The 20762-nt window shown below is 49.1% G+C and carries 22 protein-coding genes; 4 read left to right on the plus strand and 18 right to left on the minus strand.

Annotated elements, in window-relative coordinates; all coding sequences use genetic code 11:
* Window positions 1–10 precede the first annotated feature (10 nt).
* The 11 genes from KVT34_RS11140 to KVT34_RS11190 all read right to left on the minus strand — a co-directional run bounded on the left by KVT34_RS11140 (window position 11) and on the right by KVT34_RS11190 (window position 9864).
* A complete protein-coding gene (locus tag KVT34_RS11140; protein ID WP_217558687.1) occupies window positions 11–808 on the minus strand; it encodes an ABC transporter permease in 798 nt (265 codons plus the stop codon).
* Window positions 780–1772, minus strand: coding sequence for an ABC transporter ATP-binding protein (locus tag KVT34_RS11145; protein ID WP_217558689.1), 993 nt, complete (start codon window positions 1770–1772; stop codon window positions 780–782). Before KVT34_RS11145 ends, KVT34_RS11140 begins: the two co-directional genes overlap by 29 nt.
* Entirely contained in the window at window positions 1753–2766 is a 1014-nt protein-coding gene (locus KVT34_RS11150) for a hypothetical protein (RefSeq protein ID WP_217558690.1), read from the minus strand. The genes KVT34_RS11145 and KVT34_RS11150 overlap by 20 nt, the downstream gene beginning before the upstream one ends.
* Window positions 2763–3989: a glycosyltransferase gene (locus KVT34_RS11155; RefSeq protein ID WP_217558691.1), complete on the minus strand. Its 1227-nt coding sequence runs from the start codon at window positions 3987–3989 to the stop codon at window positions 2763–2765. The genes KVT34_RS11150 and KVT34_RS11155 overlap by 4 nt, the downstream gene beginning before the upstream one ends.
* Window positions 3986–4417 (minus strand): 3-hydroxyacyl-ACP dehydratase FabZ, encoded by a 432-nt coding sequence (gene fabZ, locus KVT34_RS11160; RefSeq protein WP_217558692.1) that lies wholly within the window; start codon window positions 4415–4417, stop codon window positions 3986–3988. Before fabZ ends, KVT34_RS11155 begins: the two co-directional genes overlap by 4 nt.
* An 81-nt stretch (window positions 4418–4498) precedes the next feature.
* The gene (locus KVT34_RS11165) at window positions 4499–4744 is read right to left on the minus strand and encodes a hypothetical protein (protein WP_217558693.1); all 246 of its coding nucleotides are present in this window, start codon (window positions 4742–4744) and stop codon (window positions 4499–4501) included.
* On the minus strand, window positions 4728–6200 hold the full coding sequence (locus tag KVT34_RS11170; RefSeq protein ID WP_217558694.1) for a class I adenylate-forming enzyme family protein: 1473 nt from the start codon (window positions 6198–6200) through the stop codon (window positions 4728–4730). The genes KVT34_RS11165 and KVT34_RS11170 overlap by 17 nt, the downstream gene beginning before the upstream one ends.
* Window positions 6197–6895 carry a beta-ketoacyl-[acyl-carrier-protein] synthase family protein gene (locus KVT34_RS11175; RefSeq protein ID WP_217558695.1) on the minus strand — a complete coding sequence of 233 codons (699 nt, stop codon included), beginning with the start codon at window positions 6893–6895 and terminating at the stop codon, window positions 6197–6199. Before KVT34_RS11175 ends, KVT34_RS11170 begins: the two co-directional genes overlap by 4 nt.
* 1 nt (window position 6896) lies before the next feature.
* Window positions 6897–8129, minus strand: coding sequence for a beta-ketoacyl-[acyl-carrier-protein] synthase family protein (locus KVT34_RS11180; protein ID WP_217558696.1), 1233 nt, complete (start codon window positions 8127–8129; stop codon window positions 6897–6899).
* Window positions 8122–8385, minus strand: a complete 264-nt coding sequence (locus tag KVT34_RS11185; RefSeq protein ID WP_217558697.1) for an acyl carrier protein — start codon at window positions 8383–8385, stop codon at window positions 8122–8124. The genes KVT34_RS11180 and KVT34_RS11185 overlap by 8 nt, the downstream gene beginning before the upstream one ends.
* A 12-nt stretch (window positions 8386–8397) precedes the next feature.
* Window positions 8398–9864, minus strand: a complete 1467-nt coding sequence (locus KVT34_RS11190) for a glycosyltransferase family 2 protein (RefSeq protein WP_217558699.1) — start codon at window positions 9862–9864, stop codon at window positions 8398–8400.
* Window positions 9865–10207: 343 nt separating this feature from the next.
* On the opposite strand from KVT34_RS11190, the gene KVT34_RS11195 reads away from it, so the two are divergent.
* Window positions 10208–10654: a chorismate pyruvate-lyase family protein gene (locus tag KVT34_RS11195; protein ID WP_254634777.1), complete on the plus strand. Its 447-nt coding sequence runs from the start codon at window positions 10208–10210 to the stop codon at window positions 10652–10654.
* Window positions 10655–10910: 256 nt separating this feature from the next.
* Here KVT34_RS11195 and KVT34_RS11200 read toward each other — a convergent pair whose 3' ends face one another.
* From KVT34_RS11200 to KVT34_RS11210, 3 genes are all read right to left on the minus strand, one after another.
* Window positions 10911–11387, minus strand: a complete 477-nt coding sequence (locus KVT34_RS11200) for a GNAT family N-acetyltransferase (RefSeq protein ID WP_217558700.1) — start codon at window positions 11385–11387, stop codon at window positions 10911–10913.
* A 62-nt stretch (window positions 11388–11449) separates the two neighbouring features.
* Window positions 11450–11977, minus strand: coding sequence for a GNAT family N-acetyltransferase (locus KVT34_RS11205; RefSeq protein ID WP_217558701.1), 528 nt, complete (start codon window positions 11975–11977; stop codon window positions 11450–11452).
* A 138-nt stretch (window positions 11978–12115) separates the two neighbouring features.
* Window positions 12116–12979 carry a DMT family transporter gene (locus tag KVT34_RS11210; protein WP_217558702.1) on the minus strand — a complete coding sequence of 288 codons (864 nt, stop codon included), beginning with the start codon at window positions 12977–12979 and terminating at the stop codon, window positions 12116–12118.
* Between the two features lie 131 nt (window positions 12980–13110).
* Between KVT34_RS11210 and KVT34_RS11215 the strand changes: the two genes are divergently transcribed.
* Window positions 13111–14553, plus strand: a complete 1443-nt coding sequence (locus KVT34_RS11215; protein WP_217558703.1) for an aminotransferase-like domain-containing protein — start codon at window positions 13111–13113, stop codon at window positions 14551–14553.
* A gap of 84 nt (window positions 14554–14637) precedes the next feature.
* On the opposite strand, the gene KVT34_RS11220 is transcribed toward KVT34_RS11215, so the two are convergent.
* From KVT34_RS11220 to KVT34_RS11230, 3 genes are all read right to left on the minus strand, one after another.
* Window positions 14638–14859: a helix-turn-helix domain-containing protein gene (locus KVT34_RS11220; RefSeq protein ID WP_217558704.1), complete on the minus strand. Its 222-nt coding sequence runs from the start codon at window positions 14857–14859 to the stop codon at window positions 14638–14640.
* 9 nt (window positions 14860–14868) lie between these two features.
* Window positions 14869–15351, minus strand: a complete 483-nt coding sequence (locus tag KVT34_RS11225; protein WP_217558705.1) for a DUF2975 domain-containing protein — start codon at window positions 15349–15351, stop codon at window positions 14869–14871.
* Window positions 15352–15596: 245 nt separating this feature from the next.
* Window positions 15597–16250: a M48 family metallopeptidase gene (locus KVT34_RS11230; RefSeq protein ID WP_217559278.1), complete on the minus strand. Its 654-nt coding sequence runs from the start codon at window positions 16248–16250 to the stop codon at window positions 15597–15599.
* A gap of 487 nt (window positions 16251–16737) precedes the next feature.
* Here KVT34_RS11230 and KVT34_RS11235 point away from each other — a divergent pair, with 487 nt between their 5' ends.
* Window positions 16738–18228 (plus strand): carbohydrate binding domain-containing protein, encoded by a 1491-nt coding sequence (locus KVT34_RS11235; protein ID WP_217558706.1) that lies wholly within the window; start codon window positions 16738–16740, stop codon window positions 18226–18228.
* Window positions 18229–18382: 154 nt separating this feature from the next.
* Here the strand turns inward: KVT34_RS11235 and KVT34_RS11240 are convergent, their stop codons facing one another.
* Window positions 18383–19261 (minus strand): LysR family transcriptional regulator, encoded by an 879-nt coding sequence (locus KVT34_RS11240; RefSeq protein ID WP_217558708.1) that lies wholly within the window; start codon window positions 19259–19261, stop codon window positions 18383–18385.
* A gap of 116 nt (window positions 19262–19377) precedes the next feature.
* On the opposite strand from KVT34_RS11240, the gene KVT34_RS11245 reads away from it, so the two are divergent.
* On the plus strand, window positions 19378–20760 hold the full coding sequence (locus KVT34_RS11245; protein ID WP_217558709.1) for an MFS transporter: 1383 nt from the start codon (window positions 19378–19380) through the stop codon (window positions 20758–20760).
* Window positions 20761–20762 lie beyond the last annotated feature (2 nt).

Genomic DNA, 20762 nt, shown 5'->3' on the forward strand with positions numbered 1-20762 from the left:
TACCCGCCTCCTAACGCCAATCGTTGTTCAGTGTCCGGTTGAACATATACGCGCAAAGTAAGACGCCGCCGACAGCCAGCAGCGCAATCAGCCCCATCGGCACGTACAGCTCAGCTATTCCCGAGCCCGTCAGCCATACCTGGCGTACGACCCGGACGTACCATTCCATAGGATTGACCGCAGCGATAAACTGAATCCATTTCGGCAAAAGCCGGATCGGCATCATAGCGCTCGACAGCATAATTAACGGCAGCAGAGTCAAATTCAGTACAGTGACGAAAGAAACCGTTTTGCGGGTAAGAAGGGCCAGAATGTACGAGAACGAAGAAATAGCGACCGAAATCAGATAACCGAACAGGATAATCGCAAGAACGGATACGGCTGTCAAATTGCCGCTTGCGCCGATCACAACGGAGATCAGCACAATCACAAGCGCCTGAACGACGCTCATCGCGGCCGAGTAGGACAAATTCCCCAGGATAACAGCGGAACGGCTGGACGGGGTCGAAATGATTTTTTCGATGACGCCGGACTGGATATCTTCAAGCAGGGCCATGCCGGACCATCCCGACGCATACAAGGTTGTCATGACGACAACGCCCGGCGCAAAAAACAGCAAATAGTCGGCCTCGCTCTGTCCGAAGTCCGGGATGCTTGAAATCGGTGCCAGAATTTGCCCGAACAGCAGCAGCCAGATCAGCGGAGTGGACAAATTAAACAAGATATACAGCGGCTTTTTGACCGCATAAATATAATTGCGGTAAAACATGGAGCTGAAGTCATACCAAAACTGCTGCATTTTTATCATCAGCCAAGCTCCTTTTCGTATACTGAATCATGACATCGTCCAGAGTCGGCTGCGATATGCGTACGGAAGTCACGTGTAAATTTCTCGATGCGAACCAGTCAATCAACTGGCTGATATGCTTATGAGCATAATCGACCCAGAGTCGAAGCTCTTCCCCGTTCTGACCGACGGAGATTTGCTGCAAACTCATAAGCGGGAGCGCTTCTTGAATTTGCCGCTGAAGCAGCGATTCGTCGACCGTGGTAATCGAAGATGAGAACGACAGGAAAATCTGGTCCCCACCCACTTGGTCTTTGAGAACCTGCGGCTCTCCGATGCAGACGCTGTGACCGGAATCCATAATCATGATACGGTCGCACAGCTTATCCGCTTCTTCCAGATAGTGCGTGGTGATGAATACGGTTGTTCCCCGGTCATGAAGAACTTTAAGCGCCTCCCACAACTGCTGCCGGTGCTCCAGATCAAGCCCGACTGTCGGCTCGTCGAGGAACAGGATCTTGGGACGGTGCAGCAGAGCCGAGGCGATGAACAATCTGCGTTTCATGCCTCCCGAATAGGTGTAGAGCAGCCGGTCCTTGACCGCGAGCAAATCCACCGTCTCCAGCGCATCCGAGATTGCGCGCTCCATACCGGACGAGCTTATATGATAAAGCTTGCCGACCCATCTCAGGTTTTCATACGCGGTTAAGCTTTCATCCAACCCGCCCTGCTGGGAAACATAGCCGATCCTGCTCCTGATTTCGCGCGGCTGCATTGCAATCGATTCACCGAACATGCGGATCACCCCGTCCGTGGGCCGTATTAGGGTGGTGAGCATTTTGAACGTCGTGCTCTTACCGGCACCGTTAGGACCAAGCAGTCCAAAAACTTCACCTTCGTTAACGTCGAATGTAACATCGTTTACCGCTCTGACGTTTCCCTTGTCATATACCTTGGTCACATGCTCAACTTCTATGATGGACATCGTTATCTCCCCCGCTTTTGCCGAAATTGCTCTGTGGCGATGCAGCCGCAAATGGATCCGGCAACCTTTTCAGCAAGCGTTCTTCTTCGCGAATCAACTCTTCAAATTGAGGATAGAGGCGCTCATACTCCTCGCCCCTATTTCTCAGAATAGCCAGAGCCACAAGATGATTAAATCTCGTCCACTTAATTACGAGATCATCAATTTCCTTGCCCGCTTCTATACCTAACCTACGCAGGAAACCGGACAAATCCTGACGGCTTCTGAGAAGAATACGGTGAAAGGCATGGATTTCGTTCACTTGCATCCTTATTTGCTCCGGAGGAATGTGCTCACGCATCACTTTTAAGGAATCGGTATAAATGCGGCCTTCGTGCAGGTTAAACTCCAAAGGATAATTTTGTACGGCACGCCGGTACAGTTCCAATTCGTCCAAGCGATCCATCGCGTTCTGGATGCTTTGTGTATCCTCGCATTCCCAGTACATGTATGGCGTAAATTTTCCCGCATGCCGGTAATTAAAGGCCGTATCCAGCATAAATTCAAGCTGTCCTGCTGAAACCTCTGCATATTCGTTATTGTAAGGACTATAGACGCGGCATTCGCCCTTCTCCGTAAATTCCGTCAGCAGCAGATAGTTCCAGGAATCGCTGTCATAAGTAGTCGTTTCGAAAGGGGCGTGTTTCAGGTTGTGTGCGGCCGCAATAAATCCATGCTTTCCTATAAAATCCCTGGCATAACTCACGGCCTGATTTACATCCCGGAATTCGGGAACGACTGTGCGGATCACCGGGAATTCGTGCAGAAATTGTTCGATCAGGTCTCCGGGATGAGGCCCCGAAAGCTTGGAATATCCGTGAACCACACAGTGAATAACCTGGAAATAATCCGGTCGGAGCAGCCATTTCTCCAGCGGAAACCGGAGCCCGTGCCGGATCGTCAGCTCGTTGTAAAAACAGCCCAGCAAACAATTGAAGGCGGGTTGAAGCGTCAAGACGTCACACCGCCTCTGGCGGCTGATTCGAGCAGCCTGACAAGCCTCGGCGTCTTCTCCAGATCGGTCAGTTGATTCTGAATCCGCAAGGAGATTTCCGTACTTTTCCCCGCTAATCCTTCGTGCAGCAGGGATTCGAAGCGTTCGCGCCCGAGATCATCCTCTCCGCATACGATTCCGAGACCGGCGCGCTCCATGCAGAAGGCGTTGAAATTGCGTTCATACGTATCGGGATAAAGCAGTCCCGGAACATGATGCCTCATCGCCGATACCATCATGGAATTGGAACCGGGCGTAATGCAGAGGCTGGAATGCGCCATGATGGTTTCGGACGGTACGAAAGGCTCGAAGCGAATCCGCTCTTCCCGAGACTTCAGAGGATGGTCCAGGAAAGCGGAATTGTACTTGCCGATGGCAAATACGGCGCGAACCGGATTCTTCTCAAACACGCCGTACATCATTTCGAACGTGCTGCGCGAATTGATACCGAACGGGAGCGACGAGAGGTACACAAATACAAGCGGTTCTTTGCAGGTTTGCTCCCATTGTTTAAACCACGCCGGTTCCTCTTTGAATACGCTTGGAACCAACTGTCCGACAAATTCGGCTTCCGGCTCGTACCGAAGCAGCTCGGGCTCCAGTTCTTTGCAGCTGGGCACAAGCAGAAGCTGACAGTGATCGAATAACGTGCGGCAGACATGCTCCACGGGCGGCATGCCATATTTTTGGAGCACGCGGTTCCAGATGTTGCGGACTCTTCTGAGAATAAGCTTGCGCCCGGGATGAAGATCTTCCAACTCAATATTGTGGGCCGGATGAAGGGGCCAATTGACGATTGAAGCGAGCCGGACGCCTTCGGTATAAGCCGAGACGGCGATCGTGAACTGCATGTCGGCAAAGACCAGATCCGCCTGAAAGTCCCGGATCGTTGCCCGTTCCCGCTCAATCGTGTCGATCAGATGAAAGTCATCCGCATGACCGGAGACGAAAATTAAATCTTCATAGGTGTGATAACCGAAGAACGGAAGCTTGTTCTCAATGTATGCGGGTTTGGGCACAGACTCGTAGAAACGGACCCCGTCCGGAAACAAATGACGAAAGGATGCCGGAGCCAACACAGCAACCTCGTGTCCCGCCGCCGTTAACTGTTCGGCCGCCGCCATGCTTCTCACCGCGTGTCCGTATGTTTCCGCCCAGTTGCTTGTTACCAGCAGCACCTTCATTTGACTTCGGCTCCCTTCAAGAAAACGATCATTTCGGCTACTTTCGCAACTGTTTCCCCATTGACGGTAGCCTGAGCGTTTCCTTTTACAAACGGACCTTTATGATTTATGACTTCATAGAAAAGATCGAGTCTGTCGCCGGGTAGTACAGGCTTATTGAATTTGATTTCTTTCATGGAGGCGATCATTCCGACAAAAGGCGCCTGGCCTGGCTTATGAATCGCAAATGCCCCAAGCTGCCCCATCGCTTCTGTAATCAGGACGCCGGGCATGATCGGTTCATCCGGGAAATGGCCCTGGAAAAACCATTCGTTGATCGACACATTTTTGTACCCCCTCGCCCATACCCTGGGCTCCACTTCCGTTACTCTGTCAATCAGCAGAAACGGATAACGGTGCGGCAATACGGAAGTAACCGGAATTTCCATCAGACGACCTCCTGACTGGCGGTTGGATAAATAGCTGCTGCGACGAAAAATTAGGAAGGATGCCGGAGGTTTTCTCCGTTTTCATGGCTGTCCGGCCCCCAGTTTATCCAGAACAAGCTGATGAATCTTACGGATCGTACTGAAGTGTTCTAAATCGAGTGTCCGGTAATCAATGCTGATCCGGTACCGGCGTTCCAACTGTTCGATGAGCCATATCAGCGAGAAGGAATCAAGCTGCAGGGGCATATCCGATTCCACTTGTTCGTCCAGGGTTTGAAAAAGACCCGATTCAATGACAACGGATTTGATTTCAGCGATGGGTATCATGAGAAAGCTCCTTTAACAATTCTCCCCGCAGCAATTTACCGGCTGCCGACAAGGGAAGCTGTTCGATTACGTGAAGCTTCTTAGGCATTTTATAATCCGAAAGATAGTTCCGAAGCCAATGCAAGATGCCGTCAAGCGGCTCGGTCACCGCAGGCTTATCCCACACGATGAAGGCTTCGATGACGCGCTCGAGAACCGGATGCTCGTAGTGCACGACTGCGGCCTCTCTGATCAAGGGATGTTCTCTCAAAGCCGCTTCGATTTCTTGGAGCGTGACTTTGAGGCCTCCGATACTGATTTGGTCGTTGCTGCGGCCGGTCACCGTAAGATAACCGTGCTCATCGATGTGAACAAGATCCTGCGTATATAGAATCCCGCCGGTCCCGTCTCCATCGGGATCGGGTATCCAATTGTCCTGCTCTCCTGTATAAGGACTGGTATCCAGACGGATCGCCAATTGAGGCTGCTCTTCGCTCCATTCGTAGCGGATATGCTGCGCGATTTTACCGAGGGAAGGCGGATGGCTGTCGGTAAAGTCGACCGAGATATAGCCGATCTCGCTCATTCCGTACTGCTGTCCGATCGGCAGGCCGATCCGTTCACGATATCTGCCGGCCAAATCCGCCGGAAGCGGCCCGCCGGAAGAGATCAGAAACAGGGTCTTGCCGCTCCCGACATAACCTGATTGAATGACAAACTCCTCCATCCGGGCTTCCATCAGCTTGTAATGAAAAGCCACGCCGTACACATGCGATGCTTCGTAACGCTCGATGGACGAAACGATTTCCTCTCCGTTTATGAAGTCGGGGAATACGACGGTTCCTCCTTGCAGGAGCGTGTGCATGGCAGCGGACATCAGACCCAGCGCGTGACTTAACGGAACCAGACACAGCACCCGGCTGTTTTCAGAGGGGCTTCCCTCTTCGCCCGCATAGGCGGACCATTCATCCAGTAACGACTGATAGGTACGAGTAATGGACTTCGGTGTCCCAGTCGAACCTGAACTGAATAATGTAAGCGCTTGCCAACAGTTCGAAGGCGGCTGCTCATCCCCCGTATTTTTGCTATCGATTGCGACGCGGTTAATATCTTCCCCGTCTCCCGCCGACAGGAAGAAAGGAACTTCCGCTTGAAAAAACGACACGACCGGCCGCGACTTTCCGGGCCCGGCACTTAGGATCAGATCTGGTGAAAACAGACGAAGACGAGCCTGCTTTTCGTCGTCTTTCATCCGCTGATCCAGCAGAAGAACGTGATTGCGGTGCTGCCAGTTCGCCGCTGTCCATTCAAGCAGCGTATACGAATCCGGCAGGTCAATGGCTACCCGGCAGTTCTTCCAGCCCCGGTCGTCCAGCCACTTCTTTTTGTCCCCGATTCTGCCGTTTAGTTCGTCGTAGGACAGGCTTAGCTCTGACGACAAGAGGGCTGTTTTAGGAAGAGGCATGAAAGAGATCATAATCGCTCCACCCCTTCGGTAGGCACATAAAGACCGTAACCCCGAGCCGCATTCCGCTCATACTTTTCGAGCCACGGCTCCAGAGCGATGACGGGCTGCAAGTCTCGGTTCTTGGCCTGTTCCGCCGATTCGACGGCAAGCGAAATAACACCCCCTGATGCGTTGGGGTCTCCTCCCTCTCCCGCGTGATCCGAAATCCAGTGCGAAGACCGGAGGGACCGGGTATCGCACAGGGTGAGCAGCACGAGATCCGCTTCGCCGTCCTCGATATAGTCCACCGCCTGCCGGATCAGTGCGCACGCACCTGCCGTCGTAACGCTGATACAGCTTAGCGGCCCGTGCACAGCGAGTTCTTTGGCGATGTATCCCATGACGGAACTCGGCACAGAGGGAGGGAACATGATCGGGCTGACTTTTCTGCCCTGCAGCAAATCTTTGCTCGTCTCCTGGAGCGTCATCATGTCTGTGAACAAGCTTCCTAGCAGGAGCGCCTTGCGAGCCGGCTCGATATCCACTGATCTCGTTTGTTCTGCCGCTTTCATCGCCGCATGGTAAATCAGCGGATTATACGAGGATCGGACAAATCCCCGTAGAGGCGGAATGGGATCGTTCTCGCTCTGTTCGTGGTAACCGGTGACTACAACCTGTAGCTTCCGTGTATTCAGTCCGTGCAACTGCTCTGTGATTTCCTTCATCTTACTCCCCTCCATTCCATCTGCGGAAAAGAAGTGTGCAGTTATTCCCGCCGAATGCCCTTGAGTTGGACATCACCACGTTCAGACTCTTCTGCCGTGAGCCCTCCGTCACATAGTCCAAATCGAGCCCTTCGTCGGGTTCAACAAAATTCGCGGTCGGAGGAATCCTCCCATGAGTCAAAGAAAGAACGGAGATAACCGCTTCTACAGCACCGGTAGCTTCCAGCATATGACCCGTTGTCGATTTCGTGGAACTGACGGGAATATTGCGGGCGTACTCTCCGAAAACTTGCTTGAGCGCAATCGTCTCGCTGCTGTCATTCAGCGGTGTCCCGGTTCCGTGCGCATTGATATAGTCCACTTCTTCCGGTTTGCAGTTCGCTTGGCGCAGAGCGGTCTTCATCGATCTCGCCAATCCGTCTCCTTCCGGATCGGGCTGCGTGATATGGAAACCGTCCGAGCTTAAACCCCAGCCGATCATTTCCGCCAAAGGCTCGGCTCCTCTTGCAAGGGCATGCTCAAGTTCCTCCAAAACGAGGATAGCCGCTCCGTCGCCGATAAGAAGACCGCTGCGATGCTTGCTGAACGGACGTACGACTTCTTCCGCCATAGCCCGACTCGAATCGAAATTATAAAAAACGATCGGGTAGAGAACATTGATCCCGCCTGCCACTGCGACCGGAGTTCTACCTTTGCGAACCTGATCGAAGCCATAACCGATCGCATTGGCCGAGGCCACACACGCATTAGTAAAAGCAAGTCGTTCGCCGGTGGAACCGATTATGCCGGCAACCGCCGCCGCCTGCTCGTATGGATTGGAATCATGAATGGATACCGGCCGGTCGCCCTCCGATCGCATGAATTCGGATGTTCTGCTTGCGAATTTCTCTGCCTCCCAGTCAGGCGAGAACTGCTCGTAATAGTTCAGAAGATGAGTGCCGTCTCCCAGATTTCCGACAGCCACTGCGGCTTTCTCCAGACTGTTCCGGTGATTGTCCGGGTTGAGCCCGGCCATCGCTATAGCCCGCTCTGTGCAGTACTCTGTGAAAAATTTGTAGGAACGTTCTTCGACAGGCGCCTCTCCGCCTACTTTCGTATAGCTTCTGGAAGTATCGATACTCTGTAGTGGCCGGAAACAATGCTTGCCCTCAAATACTTGGTCGAGAATGGGAGCCTCCCCTAACCCGAAAGGGGTCACAACCCCGTATCCGGTTATAACGACACGTTTATCCATGAATCAACTGCATCCTTTGGATAAATTCATGAAGCTCCTCGAGGTTCATCTTCCCGACCTTGTCGATATCGTCATCGGCCACTTTGAACTGGAATTCCTCCTCCAGATTGACAATCAGTTCGAATAGAGAAATGGAATCAAGGTTGAATTCCTGGGCAATCGGCTCATTCGGATTTACGTCCGGCTTGACCTCGATATTCATTTTCTCCTCACAAATGCGGGCAATGAGAGCTTTCAGTTCAGTAATCGCTTTCATATGTTTTCCTCCTTAGTCGGTTGTAATCGGATGACCGGGTGTACACAGAGGTTCCAGCACAATCTGCCTCTCGCCTCTGTTAAGCAGCGTGATCAGGTCACTCCTAGCACTCACCTGGATGCGTTCCATCATTAACTTACGCGGGCTCAATGCAAGCTCCGTTCGAAAGCGCGGGGTAAGATGCGGCGAAACGACCGGCATGCTTACCGACATATGGCCGTCCTGTTGGAAGGGATATTCGTTCTCGAAATCAGGATCATACACATACACGATTTTACGGGCGGTTCTCAGAAGTTCCGTTATCATTTGTTCCAACATATATGGCGAAAACAAAAGTATAAAATCGGTTATGAGCGCTACGTCGAAAAAACTGTTTTCATAAGGGGTATCACAGCCGAGCCGGCAGCGGATTTCTTGTGAGAGAGAAGATTGGAATATATTCTCCAATCGGCGATTCCAAAGGTAGATATGAGTGGAGTTCAACTGCCTGGCCATGTTCTGTTCGCTTACTCCAAGCAATAAGGAAGCGGACGATCCTCGAATGTGCTCGTTATACAGGTGTTGAATAAAGGGGGTCGTAAATTTATTCATTAACAGGGATAAGTCGATGTACAGCAGCTTCTCAAGAAAAGCGGAGTAAAACATCCCTTGATAGTGGGGATAAGCTTCCGTTTCCAACTGCCACAGTTTGCGGTGAATACAGCGTTTGTTGCGAAAATCGTTTTCCATTCTGTCTTCGGATCTGACGATGGGATGCGGCAGATGCAGCACAAAGGCGTGCCTCTCCGAACGGAAAGAACATCCCGCTCTGTAAAGCCGGTAAGCGAAATCGATATCCTCCGAGCCCCAGCCTTTAAAATTCTCGTCATACCCTCCTGCCTCACGAACACGCGAAGCAGACACGCTCATGGCGCCCCCCAGTCCCATTTCCCAAGGTGCGGCTAGCAGATCCAGATTGTCACGGAGCATCCGGAGCGCCTGATACCGGCTGTCCTGCCATACCGGCGACACGGATAGTTTCGAAGCTTCCTCTCGCAGATTGGACGGTGACAGCTTGCGGACAACGGTTGTATCGTCACGCTCGGGGTCCGCATTAAGCCCAAGTACCATGTGCAAAAGCACCTGATCCGGCCGCTCCCGGAAGCGGGCGATAACCATATCCAAATAGTCAGGCGGTACTACTATTCCGGCATCCAGAAAACATAAGAGATCGCCGGTCGCCGCATCAATCCCTCGATTGCGGGCACGGGAGCGGCTGGAATGTTCATCGCGGGGGATATACACATAAGTCAGATGATCCAGACTTTCCCGCGCCGCTTCAACCAGTTCCGCAGTATTGTCCGTAGACCCGTCGTCTACGACGATGACCTCGAACTCGGTCCGGCTCTCGTTACGCTGGGCCGCAAGATACCGCAGCCCTTCCGCCATAAAACTCCCCGAGTTGTACGTCGGAATAACAAATGAAACCTTATATGTCATTTTCATCTCCTATCGCAGCAATAAATGAACGCCTTGAAATTGATTCAGCCCTGCGGATGTTTGTTCTTTTATCCCTCCTCCTTCCTTATTACCTACAAGTATAGTGAAAAAAATGTTATTTTCAAGCAAATATGATATTTTTTAAGTACATAATTCGACTTCCATAATCTTACGGGGGTCAATAAATTTGTAAATCCTGTTTTCAAACCTGTCGAATATGGTAGGGTGAAACACAGCTAACCTCCTTGTTATTCCTAATAATTCTATCTTACTGCTAATTAATTGAAATATTAACCATTTTATATATAATCAAGAGTAAGAAATAAAGATTAAAGGAGGTAGGATGATAATTTTCACGGACAACGAACACGATGAGCTCCTATCCGATCTTCTGCTGCAAACGGACGGAACGACAACACGAACAATCGAGATTATCGTCCGTAATCAAGTGAATATTCATGTTTACGAACATGAACGTACAGATCCCGAATCCGTTCCGGAAGATGTTCGGCAAGCTTTTCCGGCCAACGGACAGTTCATCAGACGCCTATCGAGCCTAACATTGCCCGGCCGTGTGTTATCTTACAATATTGTGTATGCGAATCTGCCGACACTCCCGGCGGATTTGGCCAAGCAGCTCGATAACCGGCAGTTCCCGCTCGGCAAACTGCTGGCCGAATATCCCACACGAAGGGAAATAACGGAGACCGGAATCGAACACAGAAGCAGCATGGAAGTATTCGCCCCCTATTCCCTGTCCAGTTCCGTTTACCTTATGAAAAAATTATAAAATAATGGGGGGAGATTCGTGCTGGTTCTACCTGATCGAGTATTTTGACCTGAACGCCATTGTCCGTTCCGCTTCCCGCAACATCCCCGCCGGCGGACAATAGTTCCAAATTCGCACAAATCGCTTTGGAGGGTTTCAGAAGATAGAAAAACCCGCCTTTTGAAATAAAGGCAGGTTCGGTCTGAAGCAGTTGATTCCGAATTACTTTTAGGCAGCTGTTCTCCGGTTGATCTCACTACGATCATGGGATGAAAAATCAGAGTTTCAATACGGTGATTGACTCGTTTTCACAGATTTCACCGTTGTCATGGAAGCCGAAGCTTTCATAAAGTTTTTTGGCAGTGAAGTTATCTGGTTTATAAGCAATCCAACAGTAGCTTGCCGGCCCGGCCGGAAAGGTACGGATAAATTCTAAGATTTTGTTCATAGCTTCCCTGCCGTAGCCTCGGTTCTGGTATTGCTTGTCAATCATTAGCCGCAAGATACAATAGCTATCGTCTGCGATAGACGGTAGCTCATATCCGGTGATTCCATAAGTCAGCATAACAAAACCGACAGGCTGCTCATCTGCATAAATAGCAAAAGGAAACGGGTGTCCTCCATTGGTTGCAAGGACATAACAGGAAGCCATGCTTGACAGATTGGACGCTACGAAACGGCGTTGTTCTTCTGAAACCTCCAAGTTAAATAGGGCACGTCGGTTTTCCAGCGTGATTTTTCTAAGAGTAATCATCTAAAACTTCTTCCTTCTTTGCTCTTTGTTTTGTTCATCTGTAGACCTCCGGTTGGTTGGTATTAAAGTCGTTTAATCATATGAATATCGTCCGGCTCTTTTTCAAACAGTTCCTCATCGACTTCTGACGTAATGGCCGAGCCGCAGCTAGTATAAAAATTTACAGCGGATCCCGTTTCTGTAGAGGAGATGTATAAGTACTTCGCGCCCTTTTCGATCGCCGCTTTACTTAACTCCTCCATGATCCGGCTGCCTATTCCTTGTCTCCGGTAATCCCGGGTAACATACATCAGGTCTATCTGAAGCCGGTCCTTCTCTTTGCCTCGAAACTTATTAGCCAAGACACCGAATCCGACTAACTTATCCCCGTCATATGCTCCAAAAGCAGTACCGCCGTTTGCGAGCTCATCCTCATACCGCGAAATGATAGCCGTATAATCGTCTTCTTGCCAGTTAGGGCATTCATGGCCTGTTTTAATTTCCTCAAGGACTTCATTTTTACACGTATAGATGAGATCGATTGTTTCGGAACGATCTATATCGCGTATTTTAAACGAATCTTCGAGTTTCATCTGAGTGATTGAAACCATACTCTCTCCCCCTAGTGCAGCACTGCATTTTACTCCATAGTAGTGAATAACAGGTCTCTAAGCAACCATGAGCGGTTGTTTCGCTGAAGTATTTTCCTTTTGACCTCTATTCTTTTCACTAAAAATAGCTTGGGGCTGTCAAATCGCGAATCGCCGTGCAATCGCCACGCAGAGTACGACACCGATATTTACGGCAAAGATCGGCCAGCCGATCGACTCGTGCAGAATGACAGCCGAAAGCAGCAGGCCGAAGAAAGGCTGGAGAAGCTGCAGCTGCCCGACTGCGGCTATCCCACCCTGGGCAAGACCCCGATACCAGAATACGAAACCGATGAGCATGCTGAACAGGGACACGTAAGCAAGGCTTACCATTGCGGAAGTACTTATCCCCGCCCATGAAACGGGCATGTAAAAAAACGAGAGCAGCGACATAACGGGAAGCGAAAGAACAAGCGCCCAGGAGATCACCTGCCAGCCCCCGAGCCTCCGTGAAAGCCGTCCCCCTTCCGCATAACCGTAACCGCATACGACGATAGAAGCCAGCATTAACGCGTCACCGACCGGTGAAGCTGCTGCTCCTTGTGTCAAGGCAAATCCTGCTACGAGGGAGCTGCCTAGAGCCGATAAGATCCAGAAGGCGGGCCTTGGACGCTCGCCGCCCCGGAGTACGCCGAAGATCGCTGTCGACAGGGGCAAAAGTCCAATGTAAATAATGGCATGCGAAGATGTGACATACTGAAGCGCCAAAGCTGTCAGCAGCGGGAATCCTACGACCACGCAGACTGCCACTAACATTAGCGGAACGATATCGCTTCGGACAGGCCGCTGCTGACGGAAAACAAGGAGAAGGGCTCCAGCCAGCAACCCTGCAATTGCGGCACGGATTACGGTAAGGAATATCGGATCAAAATCCGCTACAGCCAGCCGTGTTGCGGGTAGAGAGCCGCTGAAGATCAGCACGCCTGCGAAACCATGGATCCAGCCGCTTGTCGTTTGGTTCATGACAATCTCTCCTTAAATGTTTGCTGTACCAAAATGCACCCGATACGTCGAACAAACAAAGTAATAAAATAACAACATCACACACTCTGTATGAATATTTGTATTATAATAGTTGCAAAATGAGCTGTATATTGATTGTTTATTCATCTGTATGGGTACAGATCTCACACCAAATCATTCGAGTTGGGAGAATTTTTATGGCCAATAAAAAGAATACCATTCTGCAAATTATCCGTGCGGACATAGTCAACGGTCTCGTTAAACCCGGCGAGAAGCTGCCCTCTATCCGTATGCAGAGCCAGAGATTCGGCTGTAGTCTTAACACCATTATTAGTGTTTATCGGGAACTCGAGGATCAATTTCTTATTTATTCACGTCCGAAGAGCGGTTATTTCGTCGTAGCCAAAGAAGTCCTGCTTCCCCTGCTGCAAACAAAACGAATCGATTTTGCGTCAGCGGCTCCCGACCCCTCGTCGATCCCGCAAACAGATTTTCGTCAATGTTTGAATAAAGCGATGGAATTATTTGAGACGTCGATATTCACTTATCCCGATCCGCAAGGTTTGCTTTCTCTTCGCCATGAGATCGTGAAGCTTTTCCGGCGGCAGCAAGTTTTCCCTTCGGCACAGCAGGTTTTTATATTTTCAGGCACTCAGCAAGCTCTTCATATTCTGGCCGGGATGCCTTTTCCCAACGGAAAAACGAACATTCTGGTCGAGCAGCCCACGTTTTGGGGAATGCTTGCCGCACTTAAGACACAAAGACAAACCGTAATCGGGATCGAACGAACGCCGGACGGGATTGATTGGGCAGCTTTGGAACGCCATTTTCAAAGCAACCAGATCAAGTTTTTTTATACGATCCCGCGTTTCCATAATCCGCTCGGCACTTCTTATACAGGCGAAGACAAACAGCGGCTGGCAGAACTCGCCAAAATCTATGACGTTTACATTGTGGAAGATGACTATCTTGCGGATTTGGATACAGACAGCAAAGCAGACCCCATTCGCGCTTATAACGGGGCCAGTCATGTCATTTATCTTAGAAGTTTTTCCAAAGTGATGCTGCCCGGATTAAGAATCGCCGCTGCCGCAGTACCCGATTCGTTTATTCCTATCCTCCAGTGGCACAAGCATTCGGCGGATTTGAGCACTTCCGTACTTTCTCAAGGTGTCCTGGAGATTTATATGAAGTCCGGAATGTATGCCCATCATGCGAAGCAAATGCAGTCCTTGTACAACCGCCGCATCAAACATCTCAGGGAAGTTTCACAGCGATTATTGCCCCAAGAGTGCTTATATACCATTCCGTCATGCGGAGGGCTTTTCTTTTCCATTCAACTTCCGGACACCATTGATCAGGATGATATGGTCAACCGTTTAGAAAATCGGGGCGTGGACGTACTGTCGGGCGACAGGCATTTCCTTCCTTCTTTCCCCAAACCTAACTTACTGCGCCTTAGTATTATCCGGACCGATGAGCAGCAGATTGAAGAAGGGATTCGCATCATTTCAGAAGAATTGGAGCGTGCTCCGCTTACAAGCCGATCTCCTAAACCTTTCTTCCGGTTATGAGCAGAACATGCACAGGGTATTTCTCCGCAAAAAAACCTGTCGTTTCGACAGGTTTTTAATCATTTGTACGGTCCATTATTCATTTTATTCTTGAGCGTTGTCGTCCATTTTGTATTCCAAAATATCTCCAGGCTGACAATCCAGAGCCCTGCAAATTGCCTCTAAAGTTGACAATCGAACTGCTTTTGCCTTCCCGTTCTTCAATATGGAAAGGTTAGCCATCGTGATTCCAACCCTCTCCGAAAGTTCCGTTACGCTCATTTTTCTTTTAGCCAGCATCACGTCAATATTGATTATAATCGCCATGTTATCACCTCAGACCGTCAAATCATGTTCTGATTTTATATCAATCGCCTCTTTTAAAAGCTTTTGAAGGACAGCCGCAAAAACGGCAATGACCATGGAGGCAAAAATAAGGACCATTCCGATAACGATGAAACCCGGAGCGTCGTCTTTCTCCGCCATAAGATAGAAGAGCGGCATGCCTGCGACATACAAACCGCCGAAAATGACGGCACAGATTTTTATAATCTTCAATGCCTGTACGGATAACTCCGAGAAAGCTCTATTCTTGTCAATGTAGCTCAAAAGTTTGAAAGACTGATACAGGGCAAAGTAAAAAGGCAACGCCGTTGCATACAAGTCGATCCATAGAAGATATTTCAAGTAAGTATGTTCCGGATACAATTCCGCTGCAAAATTCGCAATTCGGGGTACCAAAAAAATACACATAGCAAGAACCGGAATTCCGATAATAAGAAGAGCTATTTTTAAAAAGAGTGTTGTTCCACGTTCCATAACGCACCTCGCTTAGTTATTGTCCGTATTGAATTTAACACAAAATTTATCGCAAAACAATATATTTACATTGAATAGGAATATGTTTTGATTGTTGTACAACACCCTTAATTTTGCGCAAAAAATAAAAAGCATTTCTCTTGGCTAAGAAATGCTTTATAACTAAGCACGATTCAATTTATGACCGGATCCGTTAAGAGGGGCTTTAAATCAATGACAGCGTCATAATAGCATCTATCTTCTCATTACAATGTCATGGCGTGTCCATACTTCGCGAGGAACGCTTCCTTCTCTTTGTAATCCTTCATCACGCTTCCGACGCGCCGCCAGAAGGACCGATCGTGATTCATATGCAAGAGATGACAAAGCTCGTGTATGACCACGTAATCAATCACATCAATGGGCGCCATTGCCAAACGATAGTTGAAAGTAAGATGCTTAGCCGAGCTGCAGCTGCCCCACTTCGTTCGGGATTCTTCGATGACGAAGGATTTGGGCGTGACTTTCAACTGCTTCTGATAAATTTTTAAGCGCTCCCCGATCACCTTCTTACAGCTCGCGAAGTAAAACTTCTTCAGGTCATCTTGAAGCTGTTGTTCCGTACGCCCGTTTGTCTCGATCAACTCATGAAGGAGATAATATCGGCCAAGATGAAGAAACTTCCCCTTCTCTTCGTATTCCCTGATCTTCATAGGCGTGCGGGCAGCCTCAATCGTTTGCAGCTGCTTCAGAATTTTACTCTCGTGCAGCTTTACGGCGTTCATAACCACATCATCAGCCGTATGATTTGGCGCCTTCACCGTGACAAGTCCCGAAGGATCGATGTGGAGCGAGAGTTTTTTGCGCGGACCGTATTCCACGTGAACTTCTATTTGTTGTTCGCCGAGTACAATTTTCATCATCAACATCTTTTCTGTTCGTTTTATTAAGAGCATCGGTCACCAAATCTTTACTAACCCCGGACAGCTTCGGAATCCGCATGCTTTGGACACTCCTCTCCAAATGGTAGCTCAGCTTTTCGTTTATGGCTACCCTTTTATGATCGATCACACGGTGATTTTAACTTTGTGCAGCTATGCTTCACTCTGTTGTGCTGAAAATCGCTTTGCGATTCCATGCCGTTTTCAGTTAGGAGTAAATCGGGTAAAAGTGCTCGGAAGTAATTCCCTTAATGTACCATGTAGTCCCGTTACAAACGTTCGTCATCAGGTTGCTATATAAAGCAATTGAATTACCATAAAAAGGATACAAATCGTTTTAAGTGTTCATTTTTCACTTTCTATGTCTATTAACAGTCTAAAAAACGGCTTATATATACTATTAAATCAAGCCATGGTACCATTAATATGTATTTAAACCATTCTATGATAAAAAGGAGACATGCTGATGAAAAAGTTTATGCACGCACCTTTGTCGCTAGGGGTGGCATTTTCCCTCTTGTTTGGCCTCTCGGGATTGCCTTCTAATGGACATGCGGCGGGCAACGATTTATTGCTGAATCCTGAGATCATTAGCGGATCGACAGATCGTACCGATTCGGGCTCGGCTGTTTTGAATTTGGGAGATAATCTGATCGCCAACCCGGGATTCGAAGACAACTTGGCAAGCTGGACCAACTGGGGAAATACCTCTACCGTCACTTCTCCGTCATTTGCGGGAGCCAAAGCGGCACGTATCGCTTCCGGTGAAGGGGGCGCGGGGCAGATCATTTCCGGCATTCCATCGGGAACGACCTATGTCTTGTCGGGACACGGCAGCGTAAGCGCAAGTACGGATACGGCCATTGTCGGGGTCGATTGTTTAGATGCAAATAACAATGTACTCGCCAAGAATACGTTGAGATTTAATCAAACGCTGTATGAATTTAAATCGACCGCTTTTACGACCGTTCCCGGCACCGCCAAACTTCAGGTATACATATATAAAAATGCCGACAGCGGGGCAAACGCCTTTTTGGACGATCTAAGTCTTAAAGCCAGAAGCGGCGGGGTCCAAGCGATAAATAAGGATGTCAAGGCGATGTGGGTCTGGCAGGAAACGACTTCCGTGCTGCAGGATTCAGCGGAACGTTCGACCCTGTTCCAATTCGCTCAGGACAAAGGGGTTAATGTTCTTCTTCTTTACATCAACAAAACCCATTTGACCACAAATAACGCGCAGCTTAAGCAATTTATCTCTCAAGCGCATGCCAAAGGGATAAGGGTGGAAGCGTTAAACGGGGAGATAGATTGGGGATTGACAGATAAGCATTCGATAGGACTGGAAAGAATAACCGATGTCATTACCTTCAACGGAGGTGCGGCATCCAACGAAAAATTTGACGGGATCCATCAAGATATCGAAGTTTATCGTAATAAAGAAAAATGGGAATGTAACAAAGCCGATGTGATGCAGCAAGCTCTTGCCTATATTGATAAAGCCACGGCACTTATGAGCGGAACCGGTATGACATACGCCCAAGATATTCCTAGATGGTATGACGGTCCGGAATACACGGTGACGTACAACAGCGTCGACAAAGGGTTCTATAAACATTTGATCGACCGGCTGGATTGGGTTGGACTTATGGATTATACCGACCGGTATTCCGATGGTCAGTGGCAAGCCGTCCGGGACGCCCAGAGCGAAATCGACTATGCGGCACAAGTCGGTAAAAAAGTTACTGTGGGGCTTGAGACGATCGATCCCGTAACGGCCGGTGGAGACAGTATAACCTTTTATGAAGAAGGTTTGGATGATCTGGATCGCGCGCTGGCCGCAATAAAAGCTCATTACGACGGACATGCCGGTTTTGGCGGCGTCGCGGTTCACAGTTACGGCAAACAAAAAGGAAACGCCTATTATTCTCTGCCGGTTAAAGCGGATAATCATTATTAGGCATTACCCTGAGAAAGAGGGCACTCTACTAAAGAGTGCACTCTACTAAAGAGTGCACTCTACTAAAGAGTGCACTCTACTAAAGAGTGCCCTCTTTCTTCAGGTGCTCGCTCCCCGAATCACCTTACTCTACTTCAACTCGTTTTGAACGTATCTATTCCGGGTTCATCCTGAAATAGTCCACAACAACCTTACGGAATTCCGAAGCAGCCCGCGAAATGTAACGATTTTTGTGCCATATTAAAGCGATCTCCCTTACTAACTCGTGGTCCTCTACTTGGAGATAACGGATATTTTCCCGAGAATTTCGGGCCGTACCCGGTATGAAGGCTATGCCAATTTCAGCTTCCACCAGAGCGCTCAGTCTGGCAGGTTCATCTCCCTCATACACATATTTGGGCGCGAATCCAACCGAGTTGCATACGGAATCGACTAAATCGCGAGTGCCATAGCCTCGTTTTACACCGACAAACCATTCATCCCTTAGTTCCGTCAAGGATACGCCAGTTCGCTCAGCCAGCCGGTGCCCCTTCGGAACAGCTACAAGGATCGGGTCTACGCACACGATTTGACATTCAATATCTTCCCCTTCTATCGGAGGTGAAGACAAGCAGAAATCGACCTCTCCTCTATGAAGGAGTGTGACCATTTCCTGCGTGGCAAGCATTTGTACATGAAATTGGATATCCGGCATTTTTTTCCGAAACGCTCGAAGAATATTAGGAAGCGTGCTTGCGGTGGTCACCGCCAATTCGAGTGTGCTATGTTCCAGACCCGATAAATCCCTCATCTCCTGCTTCCCCTGTTTCAGCTCAAATAAGGCCCTTTCCGCACGACGAAGGAATCTGCTTCCGAATTCATTCAATCGCAGTCTCCTGCCTGTCCGATCGAATAGAGGGACACCCAGATCCTCTTCCAGACGTTGAATCGTTTTGCTCAGTGACGATTGAGTAACATGCAGACTTCGTGCAGCTTCGGTCATATGTTCCAAACGGGCTACCGCAAGAAAATACTGCAATTGAAGAAGTTCCATTTGTTGTCCCCTCCAATATATTCCTTCAAATCTATGAAATCATACCATGAAATGCGTTGGAGTAAATACCTCATTTCAAGTAGGCTATGATTAAAACACTTTAGGGGGACGCCAAAATGAATGCCCGCAGCTGGTGGTTAATGATTTCCGTTGGACTGGGGATACTGCTCAATCCATTAAATTCTTCGATGGTTTCCGTTGCTATTCCCAATCTGCAGCATGTATTCCAACTTGACTTTACACGTGTTTCCTGGATTATTTTTTCTTTCTACATAGCAAGCAGCATCGCTCAACCTGTCATGGGAAAGGCCAGCGATCTGTTCGGCCGCAGGAAGATATTTCTTGCCGGGCTTGTTGTGGCCTTCCTGGCTTCCATACTGGCTCCGTTATCGCCAAACTTCGGGTGGCTTATCGGATTCCGCATTGTGCAATCTATCGGAACAAGCATGATGGTTGGGGTTGGCATGGCCATAGTTCGCATGCATATTACAGAGAATCAAGCGACTGCGCTGTCTGTTTTGTCCATATTCCTATCCGGAGCGGCAGCCATCGGACCTTTTATCGGCGGAATCTTGATTCACATGTGGGATTGGCCCGCTATCTTTTTCGTCAATATTCCGTTTACGGTCGCCAGTTTTCTATTGGCTTGGAGGACGCTTCCTAAAGACGGACAGCCAACACCCGTTACACGGGACATGTCCATTCGTAAATGGTTGAAAGTGATTGATGCGTCAGGGATTCTGCTATTCGCAGTAGGGCTGGTTGCCCTGCTCATCGGACTACTCTCGGCCAAATCATCCGGGCATCTCTCACTCGGGAATGTCCTTGTCGCGCTGATCGGCCTCCTTCTGCTTTTGGCTTTCGTACGACACGAGCTAAAAACGACGTCGCCCTTTATCCCTATACGCACATTTGCGAAATATCCTGCTTTGACTTGGGTCAACGCCGAATTTATGCTCGTCAACGTGCTTTATTACGCGCTCTTTTTCGGGATTCCGTCCTACTTGCAAACGGTACGTCATGTCAGCGAATTCCATACCGGGGTTCTCCTATTAAGTTTAGGCTTGTCCTCGCTCGCTGCTTCTCCGCTGGCAGGTCGATGGATCGATAAATCGGGTCCCAGACCGGCCTTGTTCCTCTCCGCCATCTTAATGACATTGGGGTCGATATGGCTTGTGACATTGAACCCAACTTCACCGGTTATCAGCGTATGTTTGGCTTTGATCGCATTCGGCATCAGCAACGGATTGAACAATGTCGGTATGCAAGCGGCCTTGTTCCAAAGTTCCCCGAAAGAAATAATCGGCGTGGCTTCCGGATTGTTTAACACATCCAGATATTTGGGTACCATTCTCTCTTCTCTGTTGATCGGTACTGTCATGGGAAGTACATTCAGCTTCGAGGGCTTTCGAACGCTTGGAATTATCCTCACGGTAATTTCGTTATCTCTAGTGTTCATGAGCCGGCGTCGCCGGGAATCAGCGCAATTGCAAAAGTAAAT

Source organism: Paenibacillus sp. GbtcB18, assembly GCF_019091125.1.
Lineage (GTDB): Bacteria > Bacillota > Bacilli > Paenibacillales > NBRC-103111 > Paenibacillus_F > Paenibacillus_F chitinolyticus.

Excerpts from the sequence above, each read along its gene's own strand:
- KVT34_RS11140 (WP_217558687.1), bottom strand. The coding sequence starts at position 808 with ATGATAAAAATGCAGCAGTTTTGGTATGACTTCAGCTCCATGTTTTAC.
- KVT34_RS11145 (WP_217558689.1), bottom strand. The coding sequence starts at position 1,772 with ATGTCCATCATAGAAGTTGAGCATGTGACCAAGGTATATGACAAGGGA.
- KVT34_RS11155 (WP_217558691.1), bottom strand. The coding sequence starts at position 3,989 with ATGAAGGTGCTGCTGGTAACAAGCAACTGGGCGGAAACATACGGACAC.
- fabZ (WP_217558692.1), bottom strand. The coding sequence starts at position 4,417 with ATGGAAATTCCGGTTACTTCCGTATTGCCGCACCGTTATCCGTTTCTG.
- KVT34_RS11165 (WP_217558693.1), bottom strand. The coding sequence starts at position 4,744 with ATGATACCCATCGCTGAAATCAAATCCGTTGTCATTGAATCGGGTCTT.
- KVT34_RS11170 (WP_217558694.1), bottom strand. The coding sequence starts at position 6,200 with ATGATCTCTTTCATGCCTCTTCCTAAAACAGCCCTCTTGTCGTCAGAG.
- KVT34_RS11175 (WP_217558695.1), bottom strand. The coding sequence starts at position 6,895 with ATGAAGGAAATCACAGAGCAGTTGCACGGACTGAATACACGGAAGCTA.
- KVT34_RS11180 (WP_217558696.1), bottom strand. The coding sequence starts at position 8,129 with ATGGATAAACGTGTCGTTATAACCGGATACGGGGTTGTGACCCCTTTC.
- KVT34_RS11185 (WP_217558697.1), bottom strand. The coding sequence starts at position 8,385 with ATGAAAGCGATTACTGAACTGAAAGCTCTCATTGCCCGCATTTGTGAG.
- KVT34_RS11190 (WP_217558699.1), bottom strand. The coding sequence starts at position 9,864 with ATGACATATAAGGTTTCATTTGTTATTCCGACGTACAACTCGGGGAGT.
- KVT34_RS11195 (WP_254634777.1), top strand. The coding sequence starts at position 10,208 with ATGATAATTTTCACGGACAACGAACACGATGAGCTCCTATCCGATCTT.
- KVT34_RS11200 (WP_217558700.1), bottom strand. The coding sequence starts at position 11,387 with ATGATTACTCTTAGAAAAATCACGCTGGAAAACCGACGTGCCCTATTT.
- KVT34_RS11205 (WP_217558701.1), bottom strand. The coding sequence starts at position 11,977 with ATGGTTTCAATCACTCAGATGAAACTCGAAGATTCGTTTAAAATACGC.
- KVT34_RS11210 (WP_217558702.1), bottom strand. The coding sequence starts at position 12,979 with ATGAACCAAACGACAAGCGGCTGGATCCATGGTTTCGCAGGCGTGCTG.
- KVT34_RS11220 (WP_217558704.1), bottom strand. The coding sequence starts at position 14,859 with ATGGCGATTATAATCAATATTGACGTGATGCTGGCTAAAAGAAAAATG.
- KVT34_RS11225 (WP_217558705.1), bottom strand. The coding sequence starts at position 15,351 with ATGGAACGTGGAACAACACTCTTTTTAAAAATAGCTCTTCTTATTATC.
- KVT34_RS11230 (WP_217559278.1), bottom strand. The coding sequence starts at position 16,250 with ATGAAAATTGTACTCGGCGAACAACAAATAGAAGTTCACGTGGAATAC.
- KVT34_RS11235 (WP_217558706.1), top strand. The coding sequence starts at position 16,738 with ATGAAAAAGTTTATGCACGCACCTTTGTCGCTAGGGGTGGCATTTTCC.
- KVT34_RS11240 (WP_217558708.1), bottom strand. The coding sequence starts at position 19,261 with ATGGAACTTCTTCAATTGCAGTATTTTCTTGCGGTAGCCCGTTTGGAA.
- KVT34_RS11245 (WP_217558709.1), top strand. The coding sequence starts at position 19,378 with ATGAATGCCCGCAGCTGGTGGTTAATGATTTCCGTTGGACTGGGGATA.